Annotated in this window: 22 protein-coding genes; 13 read left to right on the top strand and 9 right to left on the bottom strand. The window is 61.3% G+C overall.

What is annotated here, in order from left to right; translation table 11 throughout:
• Positions 1 to 29: 29 nt before the first annotated feature.
• Positions 30 to 407, bottom strand: a complete 378-nt coding sequence (locus AAGF34_RS18205; RefSeq protein WP_342617126.1) for a hypothetical protein — start codon at positions 405 to 407, stop codon at positions 30 to 32.
• 153 nt (positions 408 to 560) lie between these two features.
• Here AAGF34_RS18205 and AAGF34_RS18210 point away from each other — a divergent pair, with 153 nt between their 5' ends.
• The 4 genes from AAGF34_RS18210 to AAGF34_RS18225 all read left to right on the top strand — a co-directional run bounded on the left by AAGF34_RS18210 (position 561) and on the right by AAGF34_RS18225 (position 4,935).
• Positions 561 to 1,379, top strand: coding sequence for a GNAT family N-acyltransferase (locus tag AAGF34_RS18210; protein ID WP_342617127.1), 819 nt, complete (start codon positions 561 to 563; stop codon positions 1,377 to 1,379).
• Positions 1,380 to 2,246 (top strand): UDP-2,3-diacylglucosamine diphosphatase, encoded by an 867-nt coding sequence (locus AAGF34_RS18215; protein WP_342617128.1) that lies wholly within the window; start codon positions 1,380 to 1,382, stop codon positions 2,244 to 2,246.
• Positions 2,247 to 2,361: 115 nt separating this feature from the next.
• The gene (gene ppk1, locus AAGF34_RS18220) at positions 2,362 to 4,458 is read left to right on the top strand and encodes a polyphosphate kinase 1 (protein WP_342617129.1); all 2,097 of its coding nucleotides are present in this window, start codon (positions 2,362 to 2,364) and stop codon (positions 4,456 to 4,458) included.
• A 15-nt stretch (positions 4,459 to 4,473) separates the two neighbouring features.
• On the top strand, positions 4,474 to 4,935 hold the full coding sequence (locus AAGF34_RS18225) for a histidine phosphatase family protein (RefSeq protein ID WP_342617130.1): 462 nt from the start codon (positions 4,474 to 4,476) through the stop codon (positions 4,933 to 4,935).
• On the opposite strand, the gene AAGF34_RS18230 is transcribed toward AAGF34_RS18225, so the two are convergent.
• Together AAGF34_RS18230 and AAGF34_RS18235 are read right to left on the bottom strand one after the other, a co-directional pair.
• Complete coding sequence (locus tag AAGF34_RS18230) at positions 4,907 to 6,520, bottom strand: methyl-accepting chemotaxis protein (protein ID WP_342617131.1); 1,614 nt, start codon at positions 6,518 to 6,520, stop codon at positions 4,907 to 4,909. The two genes, AAGF34_RS18225 and AAGF34_RS18230, sit on opposite strands and share 29 nt — an antisense overlap.
• Before the next feature lie 24 nt (positions 6,521 to 6,544).
• A complete protein-coding gene (locus AAGF34_RS18235; RefSeq protein WP_342617132.1) occupies positions 6,545 to 6,667 on the bottom strand; it encodes a hypothetical protein in 123 nt (40 codons plus the stop codon).
• Between the two features lie 321 nt (positions 6,668 to 6,988).
• Here AAGF34_RS18235 and AAGF34_RS18240 point away from each other — a divergent pair, with 321 nt between their 5' ends.
• Positions 6,989 to 8,023 carry a M14 family zinc carboxypeptidase gene (locus AAGF34_RS18240; RefSeq protein ID WP_342617133.1) on the top strand — a complete coding sequence of 345 codons (1,035 nt, stop codon included), beginning with the start codon at positions 6,989 to 6,991 and terminating at the stop codon, positions 8,021 to 8,023.
• A 2-nt stretch (positions 8,024 to 8,025) separates the two neighbouring features.
• Positions 8,026 to 8,772: an alpha/beta hydrolase gene (locus tag AAGF34_RS18245; protein ID WP_342617134.1), complete on the top strand. Its 747-nt coding sequence runs from the start codon at positions 8,026 to 8,028 to the stop codon at positions 8,770 to 8,772.
• Positions 8,773 to 8,792: 20 nt separating this feature from the next.
• Here AAGF34_RS18245 and AAGF34_RS18250 read toward each other — a convergent pair whose 3' ends face one another.
• The 5 genes from AAGF34_RS18250 to AAGF34_RS18270 form a co-directional block, all read right to left on the bottom strand.
• Positions 8,793 to 9,281 (bottom strand): hypothetical protein, encoded by a 489-nt coding sequence (locus AAGF34_RS18250; RefSeq protein ID WP_342617135.1) that lies wholly within the window; start codon positions 9,279 to 9,281, stop codon positions 8,793 to 8,795.
• A 117-nt stretch (positions 9,282 to 9,398) separates the two neighbouring features.
• The gene (locus AAGF34_RS18255) at positions 9,399 to 11,435 is read right to left on the bottom strand and encodes an alkaline phosphatase (RefSeq protein ID WP_342617136.1); all 2,037 of its coding nucleotides are present in this window, start codon (positions 11,433 to 11,435) and stop codon (positions 9,399 to 9,401) included.
• A 40-nt stretch (positions 11,436 to 11,475) separates the two neighbouring features.
• Positions 11,476 to 12,054, bottom strand: a complete 579-nt coding sequence (locus tag AAGF34_RS18260) for a hypothetical protein (protein ID WP_342617137.1) — start codon at positions 12,052 to 12,054, stop codon at positions 11,476 to 11,478.
• Positions 12,055 to 12,170: 116 nt separating this feature from the next.
• Positions 12,171 to 13,679, bottom strand: coding sequence for a Ppx/GppA phosphatase family protein (locus AAGF34_RS18265; RefSeq protein WP_342617138.1), 1,509 nt, complete (start codon positions 13,677 to 13,679; stop codon positions 12,171 to 12,173).
• Positions 13,680 to 13,853: 174 nt separating this feature from the next.
• Entirely contained in the window at positions 13,854 to 14,354 is a 501-nt protein-coding gene (locus tag AAGF34_RS18270) for a fasciclin domain-containing protein (protein ID WP_342617139.1), read from the bottom strand.
• 189 nt (positions 14,355 to 14,543) lie between these two features.
• On the opposite strand from AAGF34_RS18270, the gene pstS reads away from it, so the two are divergent.
• The 7 genes from pstS to phoR all read left to right on the top strand — a co-directional run bounded on the left by pstS (position 14,544) and on the right by phoR (position 21,133).
• On the top strand, positions 14,544 to 15,587 hold the full coding sequence (gene pstS, locus AAGF34_RS18275) for a phosphate ABC transporter substrate-binding protein PstS (protein WP_342617140.1): 1,044 nt from the start codon (positions 14,544 to 14,546) through the stop codon (positions 15,585 to 15,587).
• A gap of 87 nt (positions 15,588 to 15,674) precedes the next feature.
• Complete coding sequence (gene pstC / locus AAGF34_RS18280; RefSeq protein WP_342621131.1) at positions 15,675 to 16,640, top strand: phosphate ABC transporter permease subunit PstC; 966 nt, start codon at positions 15,675 to 15,677, stop codon at positions 16,638 to 16,640.
• Entirely contained in the window at positions 16,640 to 17,500 is an 861-nt protein-coding gene (pstA, locus tag AAGF34_RS18285; protein WP_342621132.1) for a phosphate ABC transporter permease PstA, read from the top strand. The genes pstC and pstA overlap by 1 nt, the downstream gene beginning before the upstream one ends.
• A 45-nt stretch (positions 17,501 to 17,545) precedes the next feature.
• On the top strand, positions 17,546 to 18,325 hold the full coding sequence (gene pstB, locus AAGF34_RS18290) for a phosphate ABC transporter ATP-binding protein PstB (RefSeq protein WP_342617141.1): 780 nt from the start codon (positions 17,546 to 17,548) through the stop codon (positions 18,323 to 18,325).
• A 26-nt stretch (positions 18,326 to 18,351) separates the two neighbouring features.
• On the top strand, positions 18,352 to 19,053 hold the full coding sequence (gene phoU / locus AAGF34_RS18295; RefSeq protein WP_342617142.1) for a phosphate signaling complex protein PhoU: 702 nt from the start codon (positions 18,352 to 18,354) through the stop codon (positions 19,051 to 19,053).
• Positions 19,050 to 19,775 (top strand): phosphate regulon transcriptional regulator PhoB, encoded by a 726-nt coding sequence (phoB, locus tag AAGF34_RS18300; protein WP_342617143.1) that lies wholly within the window; start codon positions 19,050 to 19,052, stop codon positions 19,773 to 19,775. Before phoU ends, phoB begins: the two co-directional genes overlap by 4 nt.
• Positions 19,776 to 19,792: 17 nt before the next feature.
• Complete coding sequence (phoR, locus tag AAGF34_RS18305; RefSeq protein WP_342617144.1) at positions 19,793 to 21,133, top strand: phosphate regulon sensor histidine kinase PhoR; 1,341 nt, start codon at positions 19,793 to 19,795, stop codon at positions 21,131 to 21,133.
• 11 nt (positions 21,134 to 21,144) lie between these two features.
• On the opposite strand, the gene AAGF34_RS18310 is transcribed toward phoR, so the two are convergent.
• Positions 21,145 to 22,848, bottom strand: coding sequence for a hypothetical protein (locus tag AAGF34_RS18310; protein WP_342617145.1), 1,704 nt, complete (start codon positions 22,846 to 22,848; stop codon positions 21,145 to 21,147).
• Between the last annotated feature and the right edge of the window lie 90 nt (positions 22,849 to 22,938).

The raw sequence follows: 22,938 nt of genomic DNA on the forward strand, positions 1-22,938 counted from the left end.
GGGGGGCACGATGATGTGCCAGAAGTATGTCAGTCCGGTGACGCGCGGCCCAACCAGTCGTTGGCGTCCGTCAATTGCGCAAACACCCGCGTCTGGTGCATGGTGAGGCGCGCGGCAATGGTGGAGGCCATGCGCTGCTGGATTTCCGGGTCGCGCGTGATGATGGCCACCTTGATGCGCGGGTTGTTCATGAACGAGCCAATGCGCACGGCGCGCACCTCGTTGAGGAAGTCCTGGGAAAAGTCGGTGCGCTCTGCTGGCAGGTAGTCGGATACCTCGTAGCGCAAATTGAAAAAACGCGCGTCGCTGGCGATTTCCTGGACCGACTGCAGCAACTCGGCACCCGTGACGAGGCCGGTGAAGTGTTTGTAGACCCCTTGGGGCTCCCAGATAAGTGAGTAAGGCATTTTTCCCGTACGTGAGGCGCCAGGTGGCATGTTCCGGTGGTTAAGTCTACGACGAATTCAAGCCCCAGTCTCCTCGGCGCAGCTTGCGCAATGTCATGAATTCTTCATATCTCTGCCATGAATGGGTCATGGCGCGTTTGGACAATTTCAGTCATGAACACCTTGAACGACCCAACCATTATCGTGCGCGACAGCGTTGTCGCGCAGGCCGCAGTTGCCGCTCCGCAGCATGCAGCCAACCCGTCACAGGGCATTGCCGTGTCCTGGGCCAAACACCTGGACGAAGTCCGGGCAGCGCAGAAATTGCGCTTTGATGTCTTTGCCGGAGAGATGGGCGCGCGTCTGAGCACGCCGCTGCCCGGACACGACGTGGATCTGTTTGACAACTATTGTGAGCACCTGCTGGTGCGCGACCAGGCCACTGGTCAGGTGATTGGCACTTACCGCGTATTGACGCCGGTGCAGGCCAAGCGCGTGGGCAGCACCTACAGCGATACCGAATTCGATTTGACGCGCCTGCGCCTGTTGCGGGACCGCATGGTGGAGCTGGGCCGCAGTTGCGTGCACCCCGACCATCGTCACGGTGGCGTGATCATGGCCTTGTGGGGCGCATTGGCCGAATTCATGTTGCGCAACCAGCTCGACACCATGATCGGCTGCGCCAGCATCCCCATGCTGCACAACGGTGTGGTCAGTGGCGATGTGGCAGCCAGCATCTGGCGCCAGTTGCAGGCCACGCACCTAGCACCCATTGAATACCACGTGCGGCCACGCCTGGCACTGCCGGTGGAGCGGCTCGACGCCTCCCTGGACGTGGAGCCGCCGGCGCTGATCAAGGGTTATCTGCGTTTGGGCGCCAAGGTGCTGGGCGCGCCGGCCTGGGACCCGGACTTCAATACCGCCGACCTGCCCATGCTGATGCGCATCGCCGACCTGCCTTCGCGCTATCGCAAGCACTTTCTGGGGGCCTGAATGCGAGCCATGGTTGAATCTATGGCAAGTGGCTGGCAGGGAGTTGCCGCCGAGCAGGACTCCGACCATGAAGACGATCCGCCCAAACGCCGCTACCGCGCGGTGTTCATCTCCGATATCCACCTGGGCACGGCGGGTTGCCAAGCCGACGCCTTGCTGGATTTCCTGAAGCACCACTCCAGCGAGTACCTCTATCTGGTGGGTGACATCGTGGATGGCTGGCAGCTGCGCCGCCGCTGGTTCTGGCCGCAGGCCCACAACGACGTGGTGCAAAAGCTGCTGCGCCGGGCACGCAAGGGTTGCCATGTGGTGTTCATACCGGGTAACCACGATGAGTTTGCCCGGGGCTTTGTGGGCCACAAGTTTGGCGACATCACGGTGCAGCGCGACACGGTACACACCACGGCCAAGGGTGTGTCCCTGTGGGTCACGCACGGCGACTACTTTGACGGAGTCATCCAGTGTGCCAAGTGGCTGGCCTATCTGGGCGACAACGCCTACGAGCTCACCTTGCGCCTGAACCGCAGCCTCAATAGCCTGCGCGCGCGCATGGGGTTGCCATACTGGTCCCTGTCCCAATACCTCAAGGGCAAGGTCAAGACCGCGCTCAACTACGTTACCGACTTCGAGGTGGCGGTTGCCCATGAAGCCCGGCACCGCGGTCACGCCGGGGTGGTGTGCGGGCACATCCACCGCGCCGAAATGCGCGACATCAACGGCACCCTGTACTGCAACGACGGCGACTGGGTGGAAAGTCGCAGTGCCCTGGTGGAGCACATGGATGGCACGCTGGAAATCGTCTTCTGGGATGCTTTGCTGCTGGCTTCGCAGAGCGAAGTCAAAGCCGCCGAACTGGCGTTGGGGTAGTCTTCATCACGCCTGCCCGTTGGTGGTCTGCTGCACCGACATGGGGTTGTCATAAAAATGACATTTAAGGCGTCAACAATAGTTCATTGTTTTGTCACAGTCAGGATAGTGCTTCATGTCGCGCTCTGCCGTTTCGCCAAAAAACCCTACGCCCGCACCCTTTGCCGCTCTGCTGGACCGTGACCACAGCATCCTGGCCTTCAACGAGCGGGTGCTCAACTGGGCCGAGCGGGAAGACGTGCCCCTGCTGGAGCGCCTGCGCTACCTGTGCATCGTGTCCTCCAACCTGGATGAGTTTTTTGAGGTGCGGGCCGAGCCCCACCTGATTGCCAATCAGGCCAGTGACAGCAAGGGCCTGTATACCGTGGGCACCTTTGATCGTCTGGCGGCCGCCCTGCATGCGCTGGTGGAGCGCCAGTACACGCTGTACAACGAAAAGCTCTTGCCAGCGATTGAAAAGCAGAACATCAAGATCATTTCCCACGGCGAACGCAACGCAGCACAGCGTGCCTGGGTGCGGCAGTACTTCAACCGCGAGGTCAAGCCGCTGCTCATCCCAGTGGGCCTGGACCCATCACATCCGTTCCCGCAGGTGGCCAACAAGTCGCTGAACTTCATCGTGCGGCTGGGTGGCAAGGACGCGTTTGGCCGCTCCAACGAAATTGCCATTGTGAAAGTGCCGCGCGTGCTGCCGCGCATGATCCGCATGCCCGCCAAGGACTCCGGCAACAAGGATTTGCTGGTGTCGCTGTCCAGCGTCATCCGCGCCCACCTGACGGACCTGTTTCCCGGTCGCAGCGTGGAGCAGTTTTCGCAGTTCCGTGTCACCCGCCACTCGGACCTGGCGGTGGACGAAGACGACGTGAAGAATCTGCGGACCGCCCTGCGCCAGGGGCTGGTTCATCGCCACTACGGTCAGGCGGTGCGGCTGGAAGTTTCTGCAGGTTGTTCGGACTATCTGGCTGACATGTTGCTGGACCAGTTCGAGCTGCCGCAGAAGTCCCTGTACCGCGTGCCGGGCCCGGTGAACCTGGTGCGCCTGACCCAGGCCATCGATCTGGTGAACCGGCCGGACCTGTGCTTTGCGCCGTATCGCGGCTCCTACCCGCGCCAGATCAAGCCGGGCCAGTCCATCTTTGAGCAGCTCAAGGCGGGTGACATCCTGATCCACCAGCCTTTCGAGAGTTTTGACGGCGTGCTGGCCTTCTTGCGCGAGGCGGTGCACGACGAGAACGTGCTGGCCATCAAGCAGACCATTTACCGCACCGGCCCGGAATCCGAACTGATGGACCTGCTGCGCGAAGGCGTGCGCCGTGGCAAGGAAGTCACGGTGGTGGTGGAGCTCAAGGCCCGCTTTGACGAAGAGGCCAATATCAACTGGGCCGAGATGCTGGAGTCCATAGGTGCCCAGGTGCTGTACGGCGTGGTGGGCCTCAAGACCCACGCCAAGATGATGCTCATCACCCGCCGTGAAGGCCGCACCCTCAAGCGCTACGGACACTTGTCCACCGGCAACTACAACCCGCGCACGGCCCGGCTGTACACCGACATCAGCCAGCTCACGGCCGACTCTGCGTTGACGCTGGATATGGAGCACGTGTTCGTGCACCTGGCCAGCCAAAGCCGTTTGGCGCCGCTCAAGAAGCTGTGGATGGCACCGTTTCAGCTGCAGCGCAACCTGATTGCCAAGATCGATGCGCTGGGCAAGGCAGCCGCCACCGGCGTGGCCTGCCGCATCATTGCCAAGATGAATGCGCTCACCGATGAGGCGCTGATCTACAGCCTGATGCGCGCCGGCAAGCAGGGCGTGCAGATCGACCTGATCGTGCGCGGCGCCTGCATGCTGCCGGCCCGGGTTGCGGGCCATACCGACAACATCCGCGTGCGCTCGGTGATAGGGCGCTTTCTGGAGCATTCCCGCGTGTTCTACTTCTGCGAAGGTGAGCGGGAGGATATGTATCTTTCCAGCGCCGACTGGATGAACCGCAACATGGTGCGCCGCGTGGAAATTGCCTGGCCGGTGACGGACCCGGTGCAGCGCCTGCGCATTCTGGATGAATGTCTGCGCCTTTACATGCAAGACCAGGTGGACGCCTGGGAGCTGGGCCCGGATGGCACTTACGAGCGTTGCAAACCTGCCTCACGCGGCAAGGCCAAAGGCGCTCAGGCCACACTCATGACACGTTACGGACGCAACATCCAGGGCAAGTGAAACAGGGAGCGAAGCATGGATTTGATTTTGTGGCGTCATGCCGAGGCGGTTGACCTGGATCTGGTCGGTGACGACATGATGCGCTACCTCACGCCACGTGGCGACAAGCAGGCCCGCCGTGTGGCCGATTGGCTGGACCGGCAGATGCCCGATGGCGCCAAGGTGCTGGTGAGTCCGGCGGTGCGGGCCGAACAGACAGCCAGCGCACTGGGCCGCAAATTCAAGATCAGCGCGGCGCTGGCGCCCCTGGCCACACCGGAGCAGCTGCTGGAACTGGTGCAGTGGCCGCATGGCAAGGGTTGTGTGCTGGTGGTGGGCCACCAGCCGACCTTGGGTAAGGTGATTGCCCAGTTGCTGGGGCTGCATGACAGCGAATGTGCCCTGAAGAAAGGCGCCTTGTGGTGGCTGCGTTACCGCGAGCGCGATGGCGTGGGCCAGACCGTGGTGGTTACCGTGCAATCGCCCGAAGTGCTCTAGCCCCATTCACGAGCGACGCGGTTGCAACTGCCGGCTCTGTCGGGTCCGGCAGCTTGAACTGCAGGACCGACTGCAACAGCTCTTCCGACTGCTGGCTCAAGCCCGACGCGGCGGCCGCCATCTCCTCAACCAGTGCAGCATTCTGCTGGGTGCCCTGGTCCACCAGGCTGATGGCCGAGTTGACCTCACCAATGCCGGTGCTCTGCTCCATGCTGGCAGCGCTTATTTCACCCATGATGCGTTGCAGTTGGCCTATGACGTCGAGGACTTCCTTCATGGCCGAACCGGCAGCACAGACCTGTGCGTTGCCGGTCTGCACGCGACCCACGCTGTGACCGATCAGGTCCTTGATTTCCTTGGCTGCCTGCGCCGAACGCCCGGCCAGGGCGCGGACCTCCGAGGCCACCACCGCAAAGCCGCGGCCCTGATCACCGGCACGCGCCGCTTCCACGGCCGCGTTGAGCGCCAGGATATTGGTCTGAAACGCGATTCCGTCGATCACGGAGATGATGTCCGCAATACGGCGTGAGCTGGCGTCGATGTCCTTCATGGTGTGCACGACCTGCGTGACCGCGTCACCGCAGCGTTGCGCCACGCCTGTGGCGCCTTGCGCAAGCTGGTATGCCTGGGTGGCGCGCTGTGCATTGCCATGTATGGCGGCACCCAGTTCCTCCATGGAAGAGGCCGTTTGCTGCAATGCGCTGGATTGCTGCTCGGTGCGCCGCGACAGGTTCTGATTGCCCTGGGCAATTTCCGCACTGGCATTGGCCACGCCTTGGGCAGCATGGCGCACTTGCTGAACCACGGCCGCCAGACGGCGCTGCATGGCATGCAGCCGGGCCAGCAGGCTGTTGCTGTCCTTGGAGGACTGGCTGAGCGGCACTGCCAGATCGCCAGCACCCACCCGTTCTGCAATGGCATTGGCCTCTGCCGGCTCGCCACCCAGTTGCCCCACGATGGCCTTTTGCATGGCCAGGCCCAGTCCCAGCGCCAAGGCGGTCCCCACAACGATGGACAGCAGCGAGGCGGTCCGTATCCAGGCAAAGCGGGTACTGGCCTCCTGGTACTGCGTTTTTGCTCCATCCACCTGTCGCTGCAGTAGGGCGTCCATGCCTTTTTTCATCTGCCTGGCCAATGGCGTCATCTTGTCGACCAGGGCACTTTGCGCCTCAGTGATGTCGTTTTCCTGCAGCGCTTTCAGGGCGGGTACCAGGCCCTGGGTTTCAAATGCAGCAAGGTCCCTGGCGAAGTTCTGAGCCATCTGGGCTTCTTCGGCATCGTGCGGCAGTTGCGAGAAGGCGGACCAGAGCGAAGCAATCTCTGTGCGATTGGCCTGCACGGACTGGAGGCTGACGGAGATGGTCTCAGGCGTGGGGTTGGCCAGAGCCTGGGCCACATGCATGCGGTTGGCCGTTGTCAGCGTCTGGATCTGTCCCAGCTGCACTGCGGGGGTGGTGCGGTATTCATAAACGGTCTCCAGGGAACTGTTTGACCGGTCAATCCCGTACAAGCCGAGCAGGGCCATCAACACCATGGCAGCTGTGAGGCCGCCGACCAGAATCAGCAGCCGTGTGGAAATTTTCATGAGGGCCGATGGGGTATCTCTGATTTACAAGCTATCCGCAGGAATAGCGTCCTGGCAATCCAGAGCGTCGGGCAAGCCCAGATTGACCCAGGCTTCATCAAACAGTGCGTCCAGCATTTTCTGCAAACTGAAGAATTTCCAGAACATCGGCGTTACCTTTAAGTTTGGTTCGGTAGCCGTAACGATAGTGTCTTGGTATGACGGCACAAAGACAGAAATGTGACAGTTCGTCCTGTCAACTGGAGGTGCTGCGCAGGCGCCTGTGTGCCCTCTGCAGAGCGATGAATTCCACCACGCCCCCGAGCAGACACACCAGGACGATGGCGACGCGGATCAAGACAGTTTTGTATGGCATGGGCAGTTCCCGGGAGTGTCGGGCTGACGGTAACGCCAGGTTGTGACATCTTTGTGAAATGTGGTGTATCCCCTGCGTAGCGCCGTGGTCACAGGGCTGTCACTATTCCTGTCATGTCACGCGGCTATGCTGTGATGGTGTTGCCTCCCGAACTTCCCGAACTAGCTGCACTCAACCGCATCGTCGAGCTGGGTGCTGCGCACCTGCAATGCCGTGTGGTCTGCAACGTGGCAGTGCCCGGTGGCAGCTATCCGGTGCATGCCATTACGCTGGGCAAATCCGATCCGGCGGTGCCGGCCGTGGGCTACTTTGGTGGCGTGCACGGACTGGAGCGCATCGGTGCCGAGGTGGTGATTGCCTATCTGCACAGTCTGGTGATGCGCCTGCAGTGGGACAGCACGCTGCACCGGCAACTGGAAACTGTGCGGCTGGTCTTCATGCCCATTGTCAATCCCGGCGGCATGCACCTGGGGACGCGGGCCAATCCACGCGGTGTGGACCTGATGCGCAACGCACCGGTGACTGCGCTGGACCCGGTGCCATTCATGGTCGGCGGGCAGCGCGTCAGTGCGCGCCTGCCCTGGTACCGTGGCGCGGCCAACGGAGCCATGGAGGCCGAGAGCCAGGCTTTGTGTGAGGTGGTACAGAGCGAGCTGCTGAACCGCCCCTTCAGCTTGGCACTGGATTGCCACTCCGGCTTTGGCGTGTCGGACCGTTTGTGGTTTCCTTTTGCGCATACCCGCGCACCGATTGCCCATCTGGCCGAGATGCATGCGCTCAAAAGCATCTTCAGCCAGTCCAACAGCTACCACCGGTACACGGTGGAGCCGCAGAGCGCGCAGTATTTGGCGCATGGTGACTTGTGGGACCACCTCTATCAGCTGGCCTGCCGCGATGCAGATCGCATCTTCTTGCCGCTGACGCTGGAGATGGGCTCCTGGCTTTGGGTGAAGAAGAACCCGCGCCAGCTGTTTTTCCGGCACGGCATCTTCAATCCCCTGATCGAGCACCGGCAGCAGCGGGTGCTGCGCCAGCATCAGATGCTGCTGGACTTTCTGTCGCGCGCCGCCAGCGACCATGACCGCTGGTTGCCCAAGGCGGATGCCCGCGTGCAGCAGCACGCCATGGCCTTGCAGGATTGGTACTGACGATGGAAACCTGGGTCCTGCTACGTGGTTTGACGCGCTCCAGTGCGCATTGGGCCGGCTTTGACGCCGAGCTGAAAAACGCGCTGTCGGTTCGGGTGATCACGCTGGATATGCCGGGCAACGGCTTGCTCTTCTCGCGGCGCAGTCCTTCGACCGTGCAAGACATGGCAAGCCATTGCCGCAATGCCCTGCGTGCGTTGGGCGTCACAGAACCGGTCAGCATTCTGGCCATGTCGCTGGGGGGTATGGTGGCAGCGCAATGGGCTGCGCAGTGGCCGCAGGAGGTGCGGGAGCTGGTGCTCATCAATACCAGCTCAAGACCCTTCAATCCGGTCTGGCAACGCATGCGACCAACTGCCATGGCGGACTTGCTTAAACCCTTGCTGGTGCGCGGTGGCGCCAATGCCTGGGAGTCGGCTATTCTGCGCCGCACTGCCAATCACCCGCAGAAAGCCGTGCTGCAGGACTGGCGTTTCGAACGCGTGCTGCGTCCCGTCACCAAAGCCAACGCGTGGCGTCAATTGCTGGCGGCTGCACGGTACCGTGCACCGCTGGTTGCGCCGGTACCCACACTGGTTTTGGCAGGTGAACGGGATCGTTTGGTGAATATGGCGTGCTCACGGGCACTCGCACAGCAATGGGGAAGTGTGCTGAGAGTGCATCCCACAGCCGGTCACGACCTGACACTGGATGACCCGTCTTGGGTCATCGAAGAAATACGGCGCTGGCGCGAAAGCGCCAGGCCGTGAGCAAAGTTGCTTGAGTGGACCTAGGCAGCCTTGGCCGGGCGTCCAGTCTTGAGGCTGGGTACGGCGCGTACAGCGGCCACGAAAGCGGAGTCCGACATGGCGGCCAGGGCCTTGATGCCGGCACGGATCAGTTCGGTCTTCTTGGCCGGGGCGGCCAATTTGCCAGCGCGCAGCTTGAGTGCGTCCAGCACCACGTATTCGTTCTTGGGGATGGAGATGCTGTCGCGCACCATCTTGATCTTCTTCTCTTTGGGGGCCTTGTCTTCTGCGGGCTTGGTGGCCTTGGGGGCAGCTTTGGCTTCGGGCTTGGCAGCTGGCTTTGCCACCTTGGCTACGGGCTTCTTTGCAGCGGGTTTCGCGGCGGGCTTGGCAGCCACCTTCTTGGCTGGCTTGGCGGGCTTTGCAGAAGCCTTCGCGGCCGGTTTGGCAACGGGGGCGCTAGGGGCTGCGGCGGGCGCGACAGGGGCTGCAGAGGTGGTGGCTTCGGCGGCTGCCTTGTTTGCTTGCATAAACACTCCAACTTGATAAACGATGTATATAGTTTATACGGTTCACAAATGACGAGCAACCAAAGAAAAAGGCCGATGGCTATAAAACCAACGGCCTTGCGCTGCCAGAAGTGACGGTTATTTCTTTGCTACGCGTCTTGTCGGCATGAGGTCGGCGGGAATCACCACGCCGTTGGCCGCCTGGGCCAGCTTGAAGAACACATCGGTGTTGTCCTGTACACCGGTGAAGTTCCATGCACCCGGGCCATAGGCCGACAGCGGAATGTCGGTAGCGGTGTGCACGGCGCTTTCGCCGGGAACCTGACCGGTCACCAGGAATTTGCCATCGACATCACGCACCGCTGGATTGGCCGGGTAGACCGACAGAGGTTCCTTTTTCACGAACGGCTGCTGGCTGTCCTGCAGCGGGCGGTCATTGGTGCGGAAGTCTTCATAGCGGTCGGAGTTGGCGCCATAACCCACCAGCAGGCGGTAGTCGATGTCGGTGGTTTCCGGATAGCCGTCGGCTGCAATCTTGTACTTGGGAAAGCCTGCTTGCTCGTAGATGCCAACCACCTTGTCGCGGATGTTGGCGGCACCGCCTTCGCGCACCAGTTCCTGCAAGCGTGCATCGGTCACACGCGAGCCGCCGATCAGCGCAGCACCCGAGCACTCATGGTCGGCCGTGACGATGACCAGGGTGTCGCCATGGGTGCGGGCAAATTCCTGCACACGCTTGATGGCACGGTCGAACTCGATGGTGTCGAGCAGCCAGCGCTCGGTGTCCATGTTGTGCGCCTGCTTGTCGATGGAGGCACCCTCGACCATCAGCACAAAGCCATTCTTCTGGCGCTCCAGCACGGCCAGGGCCTTGTCGGTCATTTCGTCCAGCATGGGCTGGTCGGGCAGGCCGTAGTCATCCACCACGCGGCCGGTGATGCCACGCGCCTTGTTGCGACGGCCGTCGATCTTGTCCAGTGCCACGTTCATGTTGGAGTGGGCAAACAGGCCCAGCAGCTTGTCGGTCTTGGCGGGGCTCAGGCCGTCCAGCGTGGTTTTGTCAGGTGCGTAGCTGAAGCCTGCGGCCTGGAAGTCGGCCAGCAGGTCGCGGTCCTTGTCCATCTGCCCCGCAGAAGCACCCCAGCGCTTGACGATGTCGGCGGTATGGGCGTCGGTGGCGGAGAAGGCGTAGTCGGTCTTGTCGCCGCGGGCAGAGCCGGGCGTGGCGGAGAGCACGAACCATTTGCGGCCGCCGCCCATGAGCACGGTCAGGCCAGTGAGTTTGCGGTCATCCAGGAACTGGTCAACGATGCCGGTGCCGGCACCCCGGTTGCTGGTGTGGATGGCATTGCCGGCCGGTGTGGCATCAAACACGTCGGCAGTGGTGACCAAGCCCAGGGCCTTGCCTTGCGTGCGGTGCAGATATTCGCTCAGGTACTCGATGCGCGGATTGTCAAACGGGTCCACCGTGTCGTCGGGGAACACGCCTTCTTCATTGTTGTTGTTCTTGTTGCCGGAGACGTGGGAGGTCATGCCGGGCGAAGAATCGGTCACCACCGAGTTCAGCGAAGCCGTCTTCACCATGCCGGTGACGGGGAATGTGTCCATGGCCAGCGGGGTGATGGTCTTGCCCTGCGCATAGCCACCGGCGACGATACGTGCGCCGGTGCGCTGTGCGGCACCCATGCCGTCACCCAGCATGATGATGATGTTCTTGACCTTCTGGCCGCCCGCTACCAGGGGAATGATTTCGAAATTGCCGGTAGCTGTCACGGTCTGGCCGTCGCTTTGGGTCGCAGTGACCTGCAGTGTGTGGATACCGGGCTTGGTGGCCGATACCGCACGCACCGTGGCAATAGTGGCATTGGTGGGTACTGCCCCAAGGCAGCCGCTGCTGCAGCTGCGCAGCGCCACGTTGGCATCCACGGGTTTGCCGTCGATGGCAAATTGCGCGGCGGTAATGGTTTTGCCTGCCTCGTCGGGACGCACCGTGGCTTGCAAGTCAAAGCGTTGCCCGGGCAGAAAACGGGCAATCACGGGTGCTGCGTTGCCACTGGCAAAGAGTTCGCTCGGAGGTGTCAGGCGGCTCACCGTGGGCGCCGCCTGGGCGTTCATGTGCACGGCCATGCAGGCCAGGACAGCCGACGCAATCAGGTGAAGAGGGTGTTTGTTCATATGCAGGTTGGGTGACGGAAAACGATGGTTGAAAATCGGCTCAATGGATGTGCTGCAAGGTGTGCAGGTAGTTGGCCACCTCGAAGAAATTCATGCCGCGCGTGGCTTCCGGAGCGAGCTGCAGGCGTACCCAGGACACGCGGCCATCCTGTTCCTCGAAGCGGCCTACGCTGACCGTGCCTTGCACCTCAATGCGGCCGCGCACATAGGGCACGACAAAGTCCGACTGGCTGGGGTCCAAATAGACCATGGCCCAGGCGATGGGCAGATCGTCGGCGTCGCCGTCGGCATGCTCGCTCATGCGCACGGGCCGCGGCGTTAGCATGAAGCGGCCCAGCGAGGGGCGCTCCTGCTGCACCATGTAGCCAACCAGGCGCACGGTCTTGCCGTCGGCCTGCAACAGCGCGGGCGTGGTTTGCGCGCCTTTGGGGCCCAGGGGAGACTGAAAGAAGTCGGCAAAGCGCAGTTCGGCAATGTCTGCAGGATCGGACGGCGGTACGGATTGGGCCAGCACCGTGCCAGAGCACCAGAGGGTGGCGGCAATGGCCGTGAGAAGCACGGCCGCCCATGGTTTGCGATGGCCCGTACCAAGGGGCAGGCGCAGAAAAAGCTTCGTCATCCTTCGAGATTACGAAACCAATATTTCAGATGTGTGACGCTGTCCGCCGGTCAGCGGCGCGCTGTGCTGCAACGGGACAGAAAAGGCTGCCCCTTCCCTGGGATGCCGCGTTGGGTCTAGACGCCTTTGACGTCCAGTTTCCAGGGCGTCTTTTCCCAGGCCAGACACTCTTCACGCAGCAGGTGTGCGGATTGCGGATAGCTTTCTGCCCACCCTTCCCGGCACACCAGGCGAATGGTGGTGCCGTTGGCGTCCATGCGCTTGAGGTTCAATCCGTCCAGATCGGGGTCGCGTCGCGCGTGGCACAGGATGACCGCTAGACGCAGGCACACCAGCTGGCACACCAGCTCGGTGTCGGTGAGGGCGTTTTCAAGTTTGCGCAGCTTGCCCCGGTGGCCCAGCACCAGCAGGCTGAGCCGGTGCATTTCGGACAGGGAAAAGCCCATGGCATCTGCGTTGTCCAGGATGTAGGCACCGTGCTTGTGGTAGTCGCTGTGGGAAATATGGCTACCGATTTCATGCAGTTCAGCGGCCCACAGCAGCTTGCGCAGGGAGCGCTCGACTTCGGTGTCACTCTGCTTTCTGGAACCGCCTGTCAGCTGCGAATGCAGCTGGCTGGCCACCTTGCCAACGCGCTTGCCATGCACCGTATCGACGCCGAACTTCAGCGCCAGGCGGTTCACACTGTTGACGCGCAGATCGCCGCTGTAGCCGGTATTGCCCAGCAGGTCGCAGATCAGACCGTGGCGCAGGCCGCCAGTGGCCATTTCCATGCTCTCGATGTTGAGCAGGGTGAAGATGGCGCGCATCACGCTCAAGCCGCCGCCAATGATGGCCTTGCGGTCTTCGCGCATGCCGGGCATGCGCAGGCGGTCCACCGATTGGGCTGTGACCAGCTTGTCCAGCAGCCAGTCCAGCCCTTCCTTGCTGATGTGACCGCTGGGCCAACCCGCTGCGATCAGCACGTCGCCCACGGCACCGACGGTGCCGGCCGAACCGTAGGCGGTGTCCCAGTGGTCGGGGTGGTAAGCCTCGAATGCCTCGTCGAGCACGGCGGTGGCGGCAACTTCCGCCAGTTCGAATGCCTTGTGGGTGAACTGCCCATCGGGAAAGAAGCGCTTGGACCAGGCAATGCTGCCGACCCGGAAGGACTCCATGACCCTGGGCTTGCGGCCCTGGCCCAGAATCAGTTCGGTGGAGCGGCCACCAATGTCGATGACCAGGCGGCGTTCTTCGGAAACCGGCAGCATCTGGGCCACGCCCTGGTAGATCAGCCGCGCTTCTTCCCTTCCGGAGATCACGTCGATCGGGAAGCCCAGAATCTGGTTGGCACGCTCCAGAAATTCGTCGCGGTTGCGCGCTTCGCGCAGGGTTTGGGTGGCTACGGCACGAACCTCGGAGGGTTTGAAGCCTGCCAGGCGCTCGCCAAAGCGGGCCAGACAATCCCAGCCGGCCTGCATGGCCTGGGGTGTGAGGTTGCGGCTTTCATCCAGGCCGCCGCCCTGACGCACGGTTTCTTTCAGGTACTCGGCTCGGAGAAATTCACCGTGGTCAATGCGACCGATTTCCAGGCGGAAGCTGTTGGAGCCCAGGTCCACAGCGGCGAGGCGGTTTCCAGATTGCATGAAGTGTGTTGGTAGCTTTGTTTTGCTCGGCGGAGCATAGCACCCGCAAGAAGAAGGGCACCTGGCCGGGGCTGGCCGAAAAGGGCAAAACGGGGTCCGCTGCGCTGGGCAACGGACCCCGGTGCTCTATGCAGCCCATTCCAGGTCCGCAAACGCAGGGCAGAGGAGTGCGGCTTACTTCTTGGCTGGGGGAATCAGCACGGTGTCGATGATGTGCACGACGCCATTGGTTGCGGCGATGTCGGCGGTGGTCACGGCTGCGCTTTCCACGGTCACGAACTCACCCGCCTTGGAAAGCTCCAGCTCGGAACCTTGCAGGCTCTTGACCTTGGAATTCTTGATGTCGGCTGCCACGGATTTGCCAGCAACCACGTGGTAGCGCAGCACATCCTTGAGTTTTTCGGGGTGCTTGGCCAGATCGTCCATGGTCTTGGCCGGAACGGCCTTGAATGCTTCATTGCTGGGGGCGAAGACCGTGAAGGGGCCGGTTCCGTTCAGTGTGTCAGCCAGTCCGGCGCTGCCGATCAGGCCGCTCAAGGTGCTAAGGGAAGGGGTCTTGGCAATGGTTTCGGTCAGGCTGACAGGAGCTGGCACGCTGGCGCAACCAGTCATCAGAGCAGCAAATCCTGCAGCAGCACAAGCAACCAGGCTACGGCGAGAGAAAGAGATCGACATCGAAGGTACTCCTGTAGAAAAGCCCAGAGCGTAAGAAGACTTTGTGACAGAGGTATGACATTTGATGCCATGCTTTGGTGACAAAAGAGTTGTTTGCAACATCCGGCAAATGCGGTTGAATGTCACATGAGTGTCATAAATCTTTCTTAGAGTTCATAGGTTCCTTAAACACAACCTCAAAGGTTAACTATGAAGACGTTGTTCAACCATTCGCTCCTGGCTGTTGCCGCAGTTGCATCTTTCAGCTTTTCCGGCGTTGCAGGCGCCCAGGAAATCACCGGCGCTGGCGCCAGCTTCCCTGCGCCCATCTACGCAAAGTGGGCTTCCGACTACAACAAGGCCACTGGCGTGAAGGTGAACTACCAGTCCATCGGCTCCGGTGGTGGTATCAAGCAGATTGACTCCAAGACCGTCGACTTTGGCGCTTCCGACATGCCCCAGACCGATGACGTGCTCAAGTCCAAGGGCCAAGTGCAGTTCCCCACCGTGATCGGCGGCGTGGTTCCCGTGATCAATGTCAAGGGCATCGAACCCGGCCAACTCAAGCTGACCGGTCAGCTGCTGGGCGACATCTTCCTGGGCAAGGTGACCAAGTGGAATGATCCCGCGATCAAGGCGCTGAACCCCACGCTGCCCCTGCCCGACACCGCCATTGCCCAGGTGCGCCGCGCGGATGGTTCCGGCACCACCTTCATCTTCACCAACTACTTGAGCAAGGTCAACGCCGAGTGGAAGTCCAAGGTCGGTGAAGGCACAGCCGTGAACTGGCCCGTGGGCGCTGGCGGCAAGGGCAACGAAGGTGTTTCCGCCTTCGTGAACCGCCTGCCCAATTCCATCGGCTACGTCGAATACTCCTACGTCAAGCAGAACAAGATGAACTACGCCGTTCTGCAAAATGCCGCAGGCAATTTCGTCAAGCCCGAAGACGACGCTTTCAAGGCCGCCGCCGCCGGTGCCGACTGGAACAAGTCGTTCTATCAGATCCTGACCAACAACCCCGGCAAGGAAGCATGGCCCATCAGCGGCGCCACCTTCATCCTGATGCATGCCAAGCAGGACAAGCCGGCCAATGGTTCCGAAGTCCTCAAGTTCTTCAACTGGGCTTATGCCAACGGTGGCAAGACCGCTGCAGATCTGGACTATGTTCCCCTGCCGGCATCTGTGGTCGCCCTGATCCAGAAGTCCTGGGGTGAAATCAAGGACGGCAGCGGCAAGGCCATTGCGTTCAAGTAATTGAACCGCGGAGGAATCCCGATGTCTTCTACCCTTGCGCATGGGGATTCCCCGGCCGGATTGACAGAAAAAGAAAAGGCGCTCGCCATGACTTCATCCAAAGGCCCGAAGCGGGCGCGCTCTGGTCCGATGGCGGACCGCTTGTTCGGCTTTCTTGCCAAAGGCGCCGCCATTTTCACGCTGGGCCTGTTGCTGGCGATCCTGACCTCGCTGACCATCAGCGCCTGGCCTGCCATCTCCAAGTACGGGCTGGGCTTTCTGACCAGCAAGGCTTGGGACCCGGTGCAAGAAGACTTCGGTGGTCTGGTGATGATTTACGGCACGCTGGCCACCTCCATCATTGCGCTGGTCATCGCAGTGCCGGTGAGTTTCGGTATTGCGCTGTTCCTGACCGAACTGTCTCCCGCATGGCTCAAGCGCCCGTTGGGTACGGCCATCGAGTTGCTGGCGGCCATTCCATCCATCGTGTATGGCATGTGGGGCTTGCTGATTTTCGGCCCGGTGCTGTCCACCTATGTGCAGCAGCCACTGCAGGCCGCACTCAATGGCGTGCCCTATCTGGGCGCCTTTGTGTCCGGTCCGCCGGTGGGTATCGGCATTCTGTCGGCCGGCATCATCCTGGCCATCATGATCATCCCGTTCATCTCGGCGGTGATGCGCGACGTATTTGAAGTCACCCCGCCCATGCTCAAGGAGTCCGCCTACGGACTGGGAGCAACCACCTGGGAAGTGGTCTACAAGATTGTGCTGCCCTTCACCAAGACCGGTGTCATAGGCGGCATCATGCTGGGCCTGGGCCGAGCGATTGGCGAGACCATGGCAGTCACCTTCGTGATCGGCAATTTCAACCAGCTGGATTCGGTGAGTCTGTTTCAGGCAGCCAACAGTATTACTTCCGCTCTGGCCAACGAGTTTGCCGAGGCTGGCGAGGGCCTGCACCAGGCAGCCTTGATGTATCTGGGCCTTGTGCTCTTCTTTATTACCTTTGTGATTCTCTCGCTGTCCAAGCTGCTGCTGGCTCAACTGCGCAAGAGTGAAGGGGCCAAATCATGATGTCACCTGAGGTACGTGCCGCGCGTGCGGCCATGTTTGCCAAGCGCAATGTCGTCAACAAAATTGCCACCGGCCTGGCGCTGGCCGCCATGGCTTTCGGCCTGTTCTGGTTGTTCTGGATCCTGTGGGAAACCATTCGCCAGGGCATTGGCGGCCTGAGCCTTGCCACGTTGACGCAGATGACGCCCGGCCCGAATGAAGACGGTGGCCTGCTCAACGCCATTTACGGCTCACTGCTGATGGTGTTCCTGGCCACGTTTGTGGGCACGCCGATCGGTGTCATGGCCGGTATCTATCTGGCAGAGTTTGAACCCAAGGGCTGGCTGGCCAATGTCACCCGTTTTGTGAATGACATCCTGCTTTCGGCACCCAGTATCGTGATTGGCCTGTTTGTGTACGCGGTGGTGGTGCATCCGGTGCATAGCTTCTCCGCTATTGCTGGCGTGATTGCTCTGGCCCTCATCGTCATCCCGGTGGTGATTCGCACCACTGAAAACATGCTGCAACTGGTTCCACCGGGTCTGCGCGAAGCGGCCTATGCGCTGGGTGCTCCCAAGTGGAAGGTGATCCTGAGCATCACCCTTAAGGCAGCCCGCACCGGTGTGATCACCGGCATTTTGCTGGCGGTGGCGCGTATCTCGGGCGAGACCGCTCCCTTGCTGTTCACGGCCCTGTCCAACCAGTTCTGGACCTCCAGCCTGAACCAGCCCATGGCCAGTCTGCCGGTGACCATCTTCAAGTTCGCCATGAGCCCTTATGAGAACTGGCAGAAGCTGGCGTGGGCCGGTGTGTTCCTGATCACATTGGCCGTGCTGGGGCTCAACATCATGGCCCGGGTACTGACGCGCTCCAAATCCTGACAGGCACATTGCCATTCATTGACCCATTTAAGAAAAGATAACGCCATGCCAGCTCTGCCTACCGTTACCGAAAATACCAAGATTGCCGTCAAGGATCTGAACTTCTTCTACGGCAAGTTCCACGCCCTCAAGGGCATCAACATGAACATTCCGGAGAAGAAGGTCACCGCCTTCATCGGACCCTCCGGTTGCGGCAAGTCCACGTTGTTGCGCATCTTCAATCGCATGTTCGAGCTGTATCCCGAGCAGCGCGCCGAAGGTGAAATCCTGCTGGACGGCGAGAACCTGCTGACCAGCAAGGAAGATGTGGCCCTGTTGCGCGCCAAGGTCGGCATGGTGTTCCAGAAGCCCACGCCGTTTCCCATGTCGATTTACGACAACATTGCGTTCGGCGTGAAGCTGTTCGAGAACCTCAATGCAACCGACATGGAAGAGCGGGTGGAGTGGGCCTTGCGCAAGTCGGCCCTGTGGACCGAAGTGAAAGACAAGCTGCATCAGAGCGGCAGCAGTCTGTCCGGCGGTCAGCAGCAGCGCCTGTGCATTGCACGTGGCATTGCCATCAAGCCCGAAGTCCTGCTGCTGGACGAACCCTGCTCTGCGCTGGACCCTATTTCCACGGCCAAGGTGGAAGAGCTGATCGTCGAACTCAAGGAAGACTACACCGTGGTCATCGTGACCCACAACATGCAGCAAGCCGCCCGTTGCAGCGACTACACCGCCTATATGTACCTGGGTGACCTGGTGGAGTTTGGTGCCACCGAGCAGATGTTCTTCAAGCCCAACCGCAAGGAAACGGAAGACTACATCACGGGCCGCTTCGGCTGATCATTGACGGATCTAAGGAAACAACCATGCCTGATAAACATTTGTCCACCCAGTTCGACAGTGAACTGACCTCCGTATCCAGCCAGGTGATGGAGATGGGCGGTCTGGTCGAGTCACAGATTCGCCACGCCATTTACTCGCTGGCTCAGTTCAACATGGAAGCTGCCGAGCAGGTGTCTGCCAACGAATCGCGCGTCAATGCGATGGAAGTGGAAATCGACCACGCGTTGTCTTCCATCATTGCCCGGCGCCAGCCTACAGCGCGTGACCTGCGTCTGTTGATCGCCATCTCCAAGACCACGGCCAATCTGGAGCGGGTGGGTGACGAGGCGGAGAAGATTGCCCGCATGGTGCGCTCCATCATTCAGAGCGGAGCCCACCGCTCGCTGCCCTCGCTGGAGTTGCGCGTGGCTGCCGATCTGGCCTCTGGCCTGCTGAACAAGGCACTGGATGCTTTTGCCCGCCTGGACGTGAACGCGGCGGTGGCCATCCTCAAGGAAGACGACCTGATCGACGCCGAGTTCGATGGCTTTGTGCGCAAACTGGTGACCTACATGATGGAAGATCCGCGCACCATCTCTCCTTGTCTGGACCTGCTGTTCCTGGCCAAGGCCATCGAGCGTATCGGCGACCATTCCAAGAACATTGCCGAGTTCATCATCTATGTGGTCAAGGGCGAAGACGTACGCCACACCAGCATGGAAAACATCGAGTCGGTGGTTCGATGAGAAATATGCCCGCCGTACTGGTGGTGGAGGACGAACCCTCCATCGCTGAACTGATTGCAGTCAACCTGCGGCACAACGGTTTCCGCACGACCTGGTCCATGGATAGCGCCAGCGCCGAACGCGAGATCGAAGCGTCTGTGCCCGACCTGATCCTGCTGGACTGGATGCTGCCCGGGGAGAGCGGTCTGGTGCTGGCCAAGCGCTGGCGCGCCCATCCCCGTACCAAGGACGTTCCCATCATCATGCTGACGGCGCGTGGCGACGAGGCTGACCGCGTGGCCGGTCTGGATGCCGGCGCGGATGATTACATTGCCAAACCTTTTTCCACCAAGGAACTGCTGGCGCGCGTGCGCGCCGTCCTGCGTCGCAAGACGCCGGAGCAGGTAGGCGAGAAGATCACCATCGCCGGCTTGTCACTCGATCCGGCAACCTACCGCGTGACCTACCAGGACCAGCCGCTCAAGCTGGGGCCCACGGAGTTCAAGCTGCTGCAGTTCTTTATGAACAGTGCGGAGCGTGTGCACAGCCGTGCGCAATTGCTCGACAAGGTGTGGGGTGACCACGTCTACATAGAAGAGCGTACGGTGGATGTGCACGTCAAACGCCTGCGCGAGGCGCTGGGTGTGGCGGGTCCCATGGTGGAAACCGTGCGCGGTGCTGGTTACCGGATCACAGCGAAACCGCTACAACCGTTGGCGTCCCCCGAAAAATCCGGCGTCTGAGCGGCTACCATTAGCCCATGCTCTGGCGCGTATTTTCATTCTTGGTCTGCCAGGCGATTCCCGCGCTGGCTGTCTGGTTCTTCAATGGCAGCAGCAAGTACCTGACTGCAGAAGTTCTGGTGGCCGCACTGGTTGGCTGCTACATCTGGTTGCTGCTGGACGCCTTGCGCGGCTTGCGGCTGCTCAAATGGTTGCGTGCGGGCGATACGTCCGACATTCCATTGGGCAGCGGCTTGTGGGGTGAAGTGTTTGACCGCATCCGCAAGCTGGTGCGGGCGCGCGAACGCACACTGTCAGAGAGCGAAATGCGCCTGCAGGAATTTCTGGCTGCCCTGCAGGCCTCGCCCAACGGTGTGCTGTTGCTGGACCGTGACGGGCGCATTGAGTGGTTCAACCAAATGGCCTCGACCCATTTCGGACTGGACGCCAAGCGCGACCTGCTACAGCACCTGGGCAATCTGGTGCGTGACCCCGGCTTTGCAGCCTACGCGGCGGCAAAGGACTTCAGCCACGATGTGGTCATGCCGGGGCGCAACAGCTCTGCCACCAAGCCCATCAAGCTTTCGGTGCATATCCACCCCTACGGCGATGGACGTAGCCTGCTGCTGTCGCGTGACATCACGGCGCTGGAGCAGGCTGAGGCCATGCGGCGCGACTTCGTGGCCAATGTGTCGCATGAAATCCGCACCCCGTTGACGGTGCTGGCAGGTTTTGTGGAAACACTGCAATCGCTGGTACTGGACGAGGAAGAGCGCGTGCGCTACCTGGACTTGATGTCTCTGCAGGCACAACGCATGCAAACGCTGGTCAATGATCTGCTGACGCTCTCGCGCCTGGAAGGTAGCCCGCCACCTGCTGCCACGGACTGGGTGTCTGTAGGCATGTTGATGGCCCAGTGCGAACAAGATGCGCATGACCTGTCGCTGATTCTGTGGAGCACACCACACGAGTTGCACTTTATCGGGACTGACAGCCTGGAAATTGCCGGCTCCAGCCTGGAGTTGCACAGCGCCATGTCCAACCTGATCGGCAACGCCATCCGCTATTCGCCGCATGACAAGGTCATCGAGGTGCGCTGGGAAACCTTGCCGGATGGTGGTGCAGTGTTCAGCGTGGTGGACCAGGGGCAGGGCATTGCGCCGGAACACATTCCCAGACTGACGGAGCGCTTCTACCGGGTGGATCGCAGCCGTTCCCGAGAGACCGGTGGCACCGGGCTGGGCCTGGCCATTGTCAAGCACGTATCCCAGCGCCATGGTGCCGAGCTCAGCATAGAGAGCACACCGGGTAAGGGCTCGCGCTTCGCCATCAGCTTCCCGTCACAACGGGTGCGCGTGCGCGAGCACGAACTGGCCTGAGTCAACAGGCGCTATCGGCGCCTGAAAAGCAGAATGGTTTCGTTGCCGTCGGCCGGATGGCGCAACTGGGCCTGCAGGTTCCACTGCGTGCTATCGACCCAGCGCGGCGGTGACATGTCTTCCATGGGTTCCGATATCAGCCAGGGGCATTGGGCCTTGGCCTGCATGGGACGCAACTGCAGCTTGCCATAGAACTGGAATGCGGCAATCTTGCTGGCACCCAAGCCCAGGGTCTCGACACAGCCTACCGGCTGAATCCGCTCCAGCGTATGGGCTACGAGTGCGTTGTAGCTTTGCGTGTAGTTCAGCAGGGGCATCCACAGCGTCATCAGCAGCGTCCAGCACAGAGCCGCGCCACTGGCGGGCAGCGCCAGGCTCTTCCAGATCGCGGCACGGTGCCGTCCCACTCGCCACTTGACCAGCCGCGCCCACACCAGGGTGGCACCCAGCGCCAGCACAAAGGCCAGCACGTTGAAATGCGGCTCAAAGCCGGGGGCCAGGCGGGCCACGTTGGCGGCTGGCTGGCTCGGAAAGCCGGTCTGCATGGCAATCCACACCACCCAGATGGTGAAGCCGCAACCGCAGAAGAACAGCAAGGTAAACCAGTCGATCAGGGCCGCGACCTGCCGTTTCAGCGTGGGTAGTGCAAAGGCGGCCAGCGCGGCGAAAGCAGGCAAGCCCAGCAGCAGTGTGCGGTCCGGTGAGCCCGTTGTAAGGGTGGAGCTCAGCGTCACCAGCACATACCAGAGCGGCCATGCCAGATGGCGACTGATCTCCCGGCTGAACAATTGCCGTCTCCAGCGCCACATAGTCCAGAGCGCCAGGGGCCAGGCCGGCCAGATGAACCAGGTGAGCAACTGCATGGCGCCGTTGAACTCGGCCAGCGTGGCCTTGGGTATTTCCACTTTCCAGCGCCAGAGGTCCAGACGCAGGCTCAGATACGCACTGGCCCCGGCGGCACACAGGAGCAACAGTGCGCTCAGCCCCTTGCGCGGGTCTTGCTCATCGGGCTCCGCTTCATGGTTGCGGTCCAGCAGATGGATGGCAGCCCCACCGCCCAGAAAGAGCAGGGCCAGTGTCGGGGCACCGCTCAGGGCCAAGCCCAGCACGCCCGAAATCGCGCACAGCAACGCCGTACGGGGGTGGTAGTGCAGCGCCGATACCGCATAAAACAGCAGGCTGGCAAATCCCAGTTGTGCCAGCGCCGGTGTGGTTTCGTGTCCCAGTTGCGCCAGACCCAGGCAGGCCATGAACGCCAGCAATCCCCCGTCTGCCATGGCACGGGCGTAATCCTTGGGTTGTGCCTCGCCGCCAAAGGCAAATGCGACGGGCTGCGCCCTTGGACTGCGTGCCAGGTAGTAGGTGCCATACCAGGTACAAGCCAGTGCCAGCACCAGCAGCAAGAGGAACGGTAACCGTACGGCAAAGTCTGCATCCAACCAACCCGGGCTCCATTGCATGAACCAGGCACCTAGCCAATACGGCAGCAGGGAAGGATTCTCGGGCGCTCGCCCCATCAGAGTGGGATGCAGCCACGACGCAGTGCCCTGAACCAATTCAGCCATGAACCCCAGACCCGTGATGTCTGCGGTCTTCCAGGCATCTCGACCGACAAAGCCGGGCAGCACGTAGGCCAGGCACAGCAGCAGCAGGGAGCCGCGCGGCAGCCGCCTGACGGCGGCCTGGGCAACGATGGCGGGATTGGGTGAGTTCACGTGATACGGCAAAGGTACTTCTTGGGCATTAAAAAAAGCAGCGCGGAAACCCGGGCTGCTTTTTCAATGCGGTTCAGGCCAAAACCTGAG

It is taken from the genome of Rhodoferax sp. GW822-FHT02A01, assembly GCF_038784515.1.
Taxonomy (GTDB): domain Bacteria; phylum Pseudomonadota; class Gammaproteobacteria; order Burkholderiales; family Burkholderiaceae_C; genus Allorhodoferax.

Excerpts from the sequence above, each read along its gene's own strand:
- AAGF34_RS18235 (WP_342617132.1), bottom strand. The coding sequence starts at position 6,667 with ATGTTCTGGAAATTCTTCAGTTTGCAGAAAATGCTGGACGCACTGTTT.
- pstS (WP_342617140.1), top strand. The coding sequence starts at position 14,544 with ATGAAGACGTTGTTCAACCATTCGCTCCTGGCTGTTGCCGCAGTTGCA.
- AAGF34_RS18205 (WP_342617126.1), bottom strand. The coding sequence starts at position 407 with ATGCCTTACTCACTTATCTGGGAGCCCCAAGGGGTCTACAAACACTTC.
- pstC (WP_342621131.1), top strand. The coding sequence starts at position 15,675 with ATGACTTCATCCAAAGGCCCGAAGCGGGCGCGCTCTGGTCCGATGGCG.
- pstB (WP_342617141.1), top strand. The coding sequence starts at position 17,546 with ATGCCAGCTCTGCCTACCGTTACCGAAAATACCAAGATTGCCGTCAAG.
- AAGF34_RS18225 (WP_342617130.1), top strand. The coding sequence starts at position 4,474 with ATGGATTTGATTTTGTGGCGTCATGCCGAGGCGGTTGACCTGGATCTG.
- phoB (WP_342617143.1), top strand. The coding sequence starts at position 19,050 with ATGAGAAATATGCCCGCCGTACTGGTGGTGGAGGACGAACCCTCCATC.
- AAGF34_RS18255 (WP_342617136.1), bottom strand. The coding sequence starts at position 11,435 with ATGAACAAACACCCTCTTCACCTGATTGCGTCGGCTGTCCTGGCCTGC.
- AAGF34_RS18240 (WP_342617133.1), top strand. The coding sequence starts at position 6,989 with ATGTCACGCGGCTATGCTGTGATGGTGTTGCCTCCCGAACTTCCCGAA.
- AAGF34_RS18230 (WP_342617131.1), bottom strand. The coding sequence starts at position 6,520 with ATGAAAATTTCCACACGGCTGCTGATTCTGGTCGGCGGCCTCACAGCT.
- ppk1 (WP_342617129.1), top strand. The coding sequence starts at position 2,362 with ATGTCGCGCTCTGCCGTTTCGCCAAAAAACCCTACGCCCGCACCCTTT.
- AAGF34_RS18260 (WP_342617137.1), bottom strand. The coding sequence starts at position 12,054 with ATGACGAAGCTTTTTCTGCGCCTGCCCCTTGGTACGGGCCATCGCAAA.
- pstA (WP_342621132.1), top strand. The coding sequence starts at position 16,640 with ATGTCACCTGAGGTACGTGCCGCGCGTGCGGCCATGTTTGCCAAGCGC.
- AAGF34_RS18270 (WP_342617139.1), bottom strand. The coding sequence starts at position 14,354 with ATGTCGATCTCTTTCTCTCGCCGTAGCCTGGTTGCTTGTGCTGCTGCA.
- AAGF34_RS18210 (WP_342617127.1), top strand. The coding sequence starts at position 561 with ATGAACACCTTGAACGACCCAACCATTATCGTGCGCGACAGCGTTGTC.
- phoR (WP_342617144.1), top strand. The coding sequence starts at position 19,793 with ATGCTCTGGCGCGTATTTTCATTCTTGGTCTGCCAGGCGATTCCCGCG.
- AAGF34_RS18215 (WP_342617128.1), top strand. The coding sequence starts at position 1,380 with ATGCGAGCCATGGTTGAATCTATGGCAAGTGGCTGGCAGGGAGTTGCC.
- phoU (WP_342617142.1), top strand. The coding sequence starts at position 18,352 with ATGCCTGATAAACATTTGTCCACCCAGTTCGACAGTGAACTGACCTCC.
- AAGF34_RS18245 (WP_342617134.1), top strand. The coding sequence starts at position 8,026 with ATGGAAACCTGGGTCCTGCTACGTGGTTTGACGCGCTCCAGTGCGCAT.
- AAGF34_RS18265 (WP_342617138.1), bottom strand. The coding sequence starts at position 13,679 with ATGCAATCTGGAAACCGCCTCGCCGCTGTGGACCTGGGCTCCAACAGC.
- AAGF34_RS18250 (WP_342617135.1), bottom strand. The coding sequence starts at position 9,281 with ATGCAAGCAAACAAGGCAGCCGCCGAAGCCACCACCTCTGCAGCCCCT.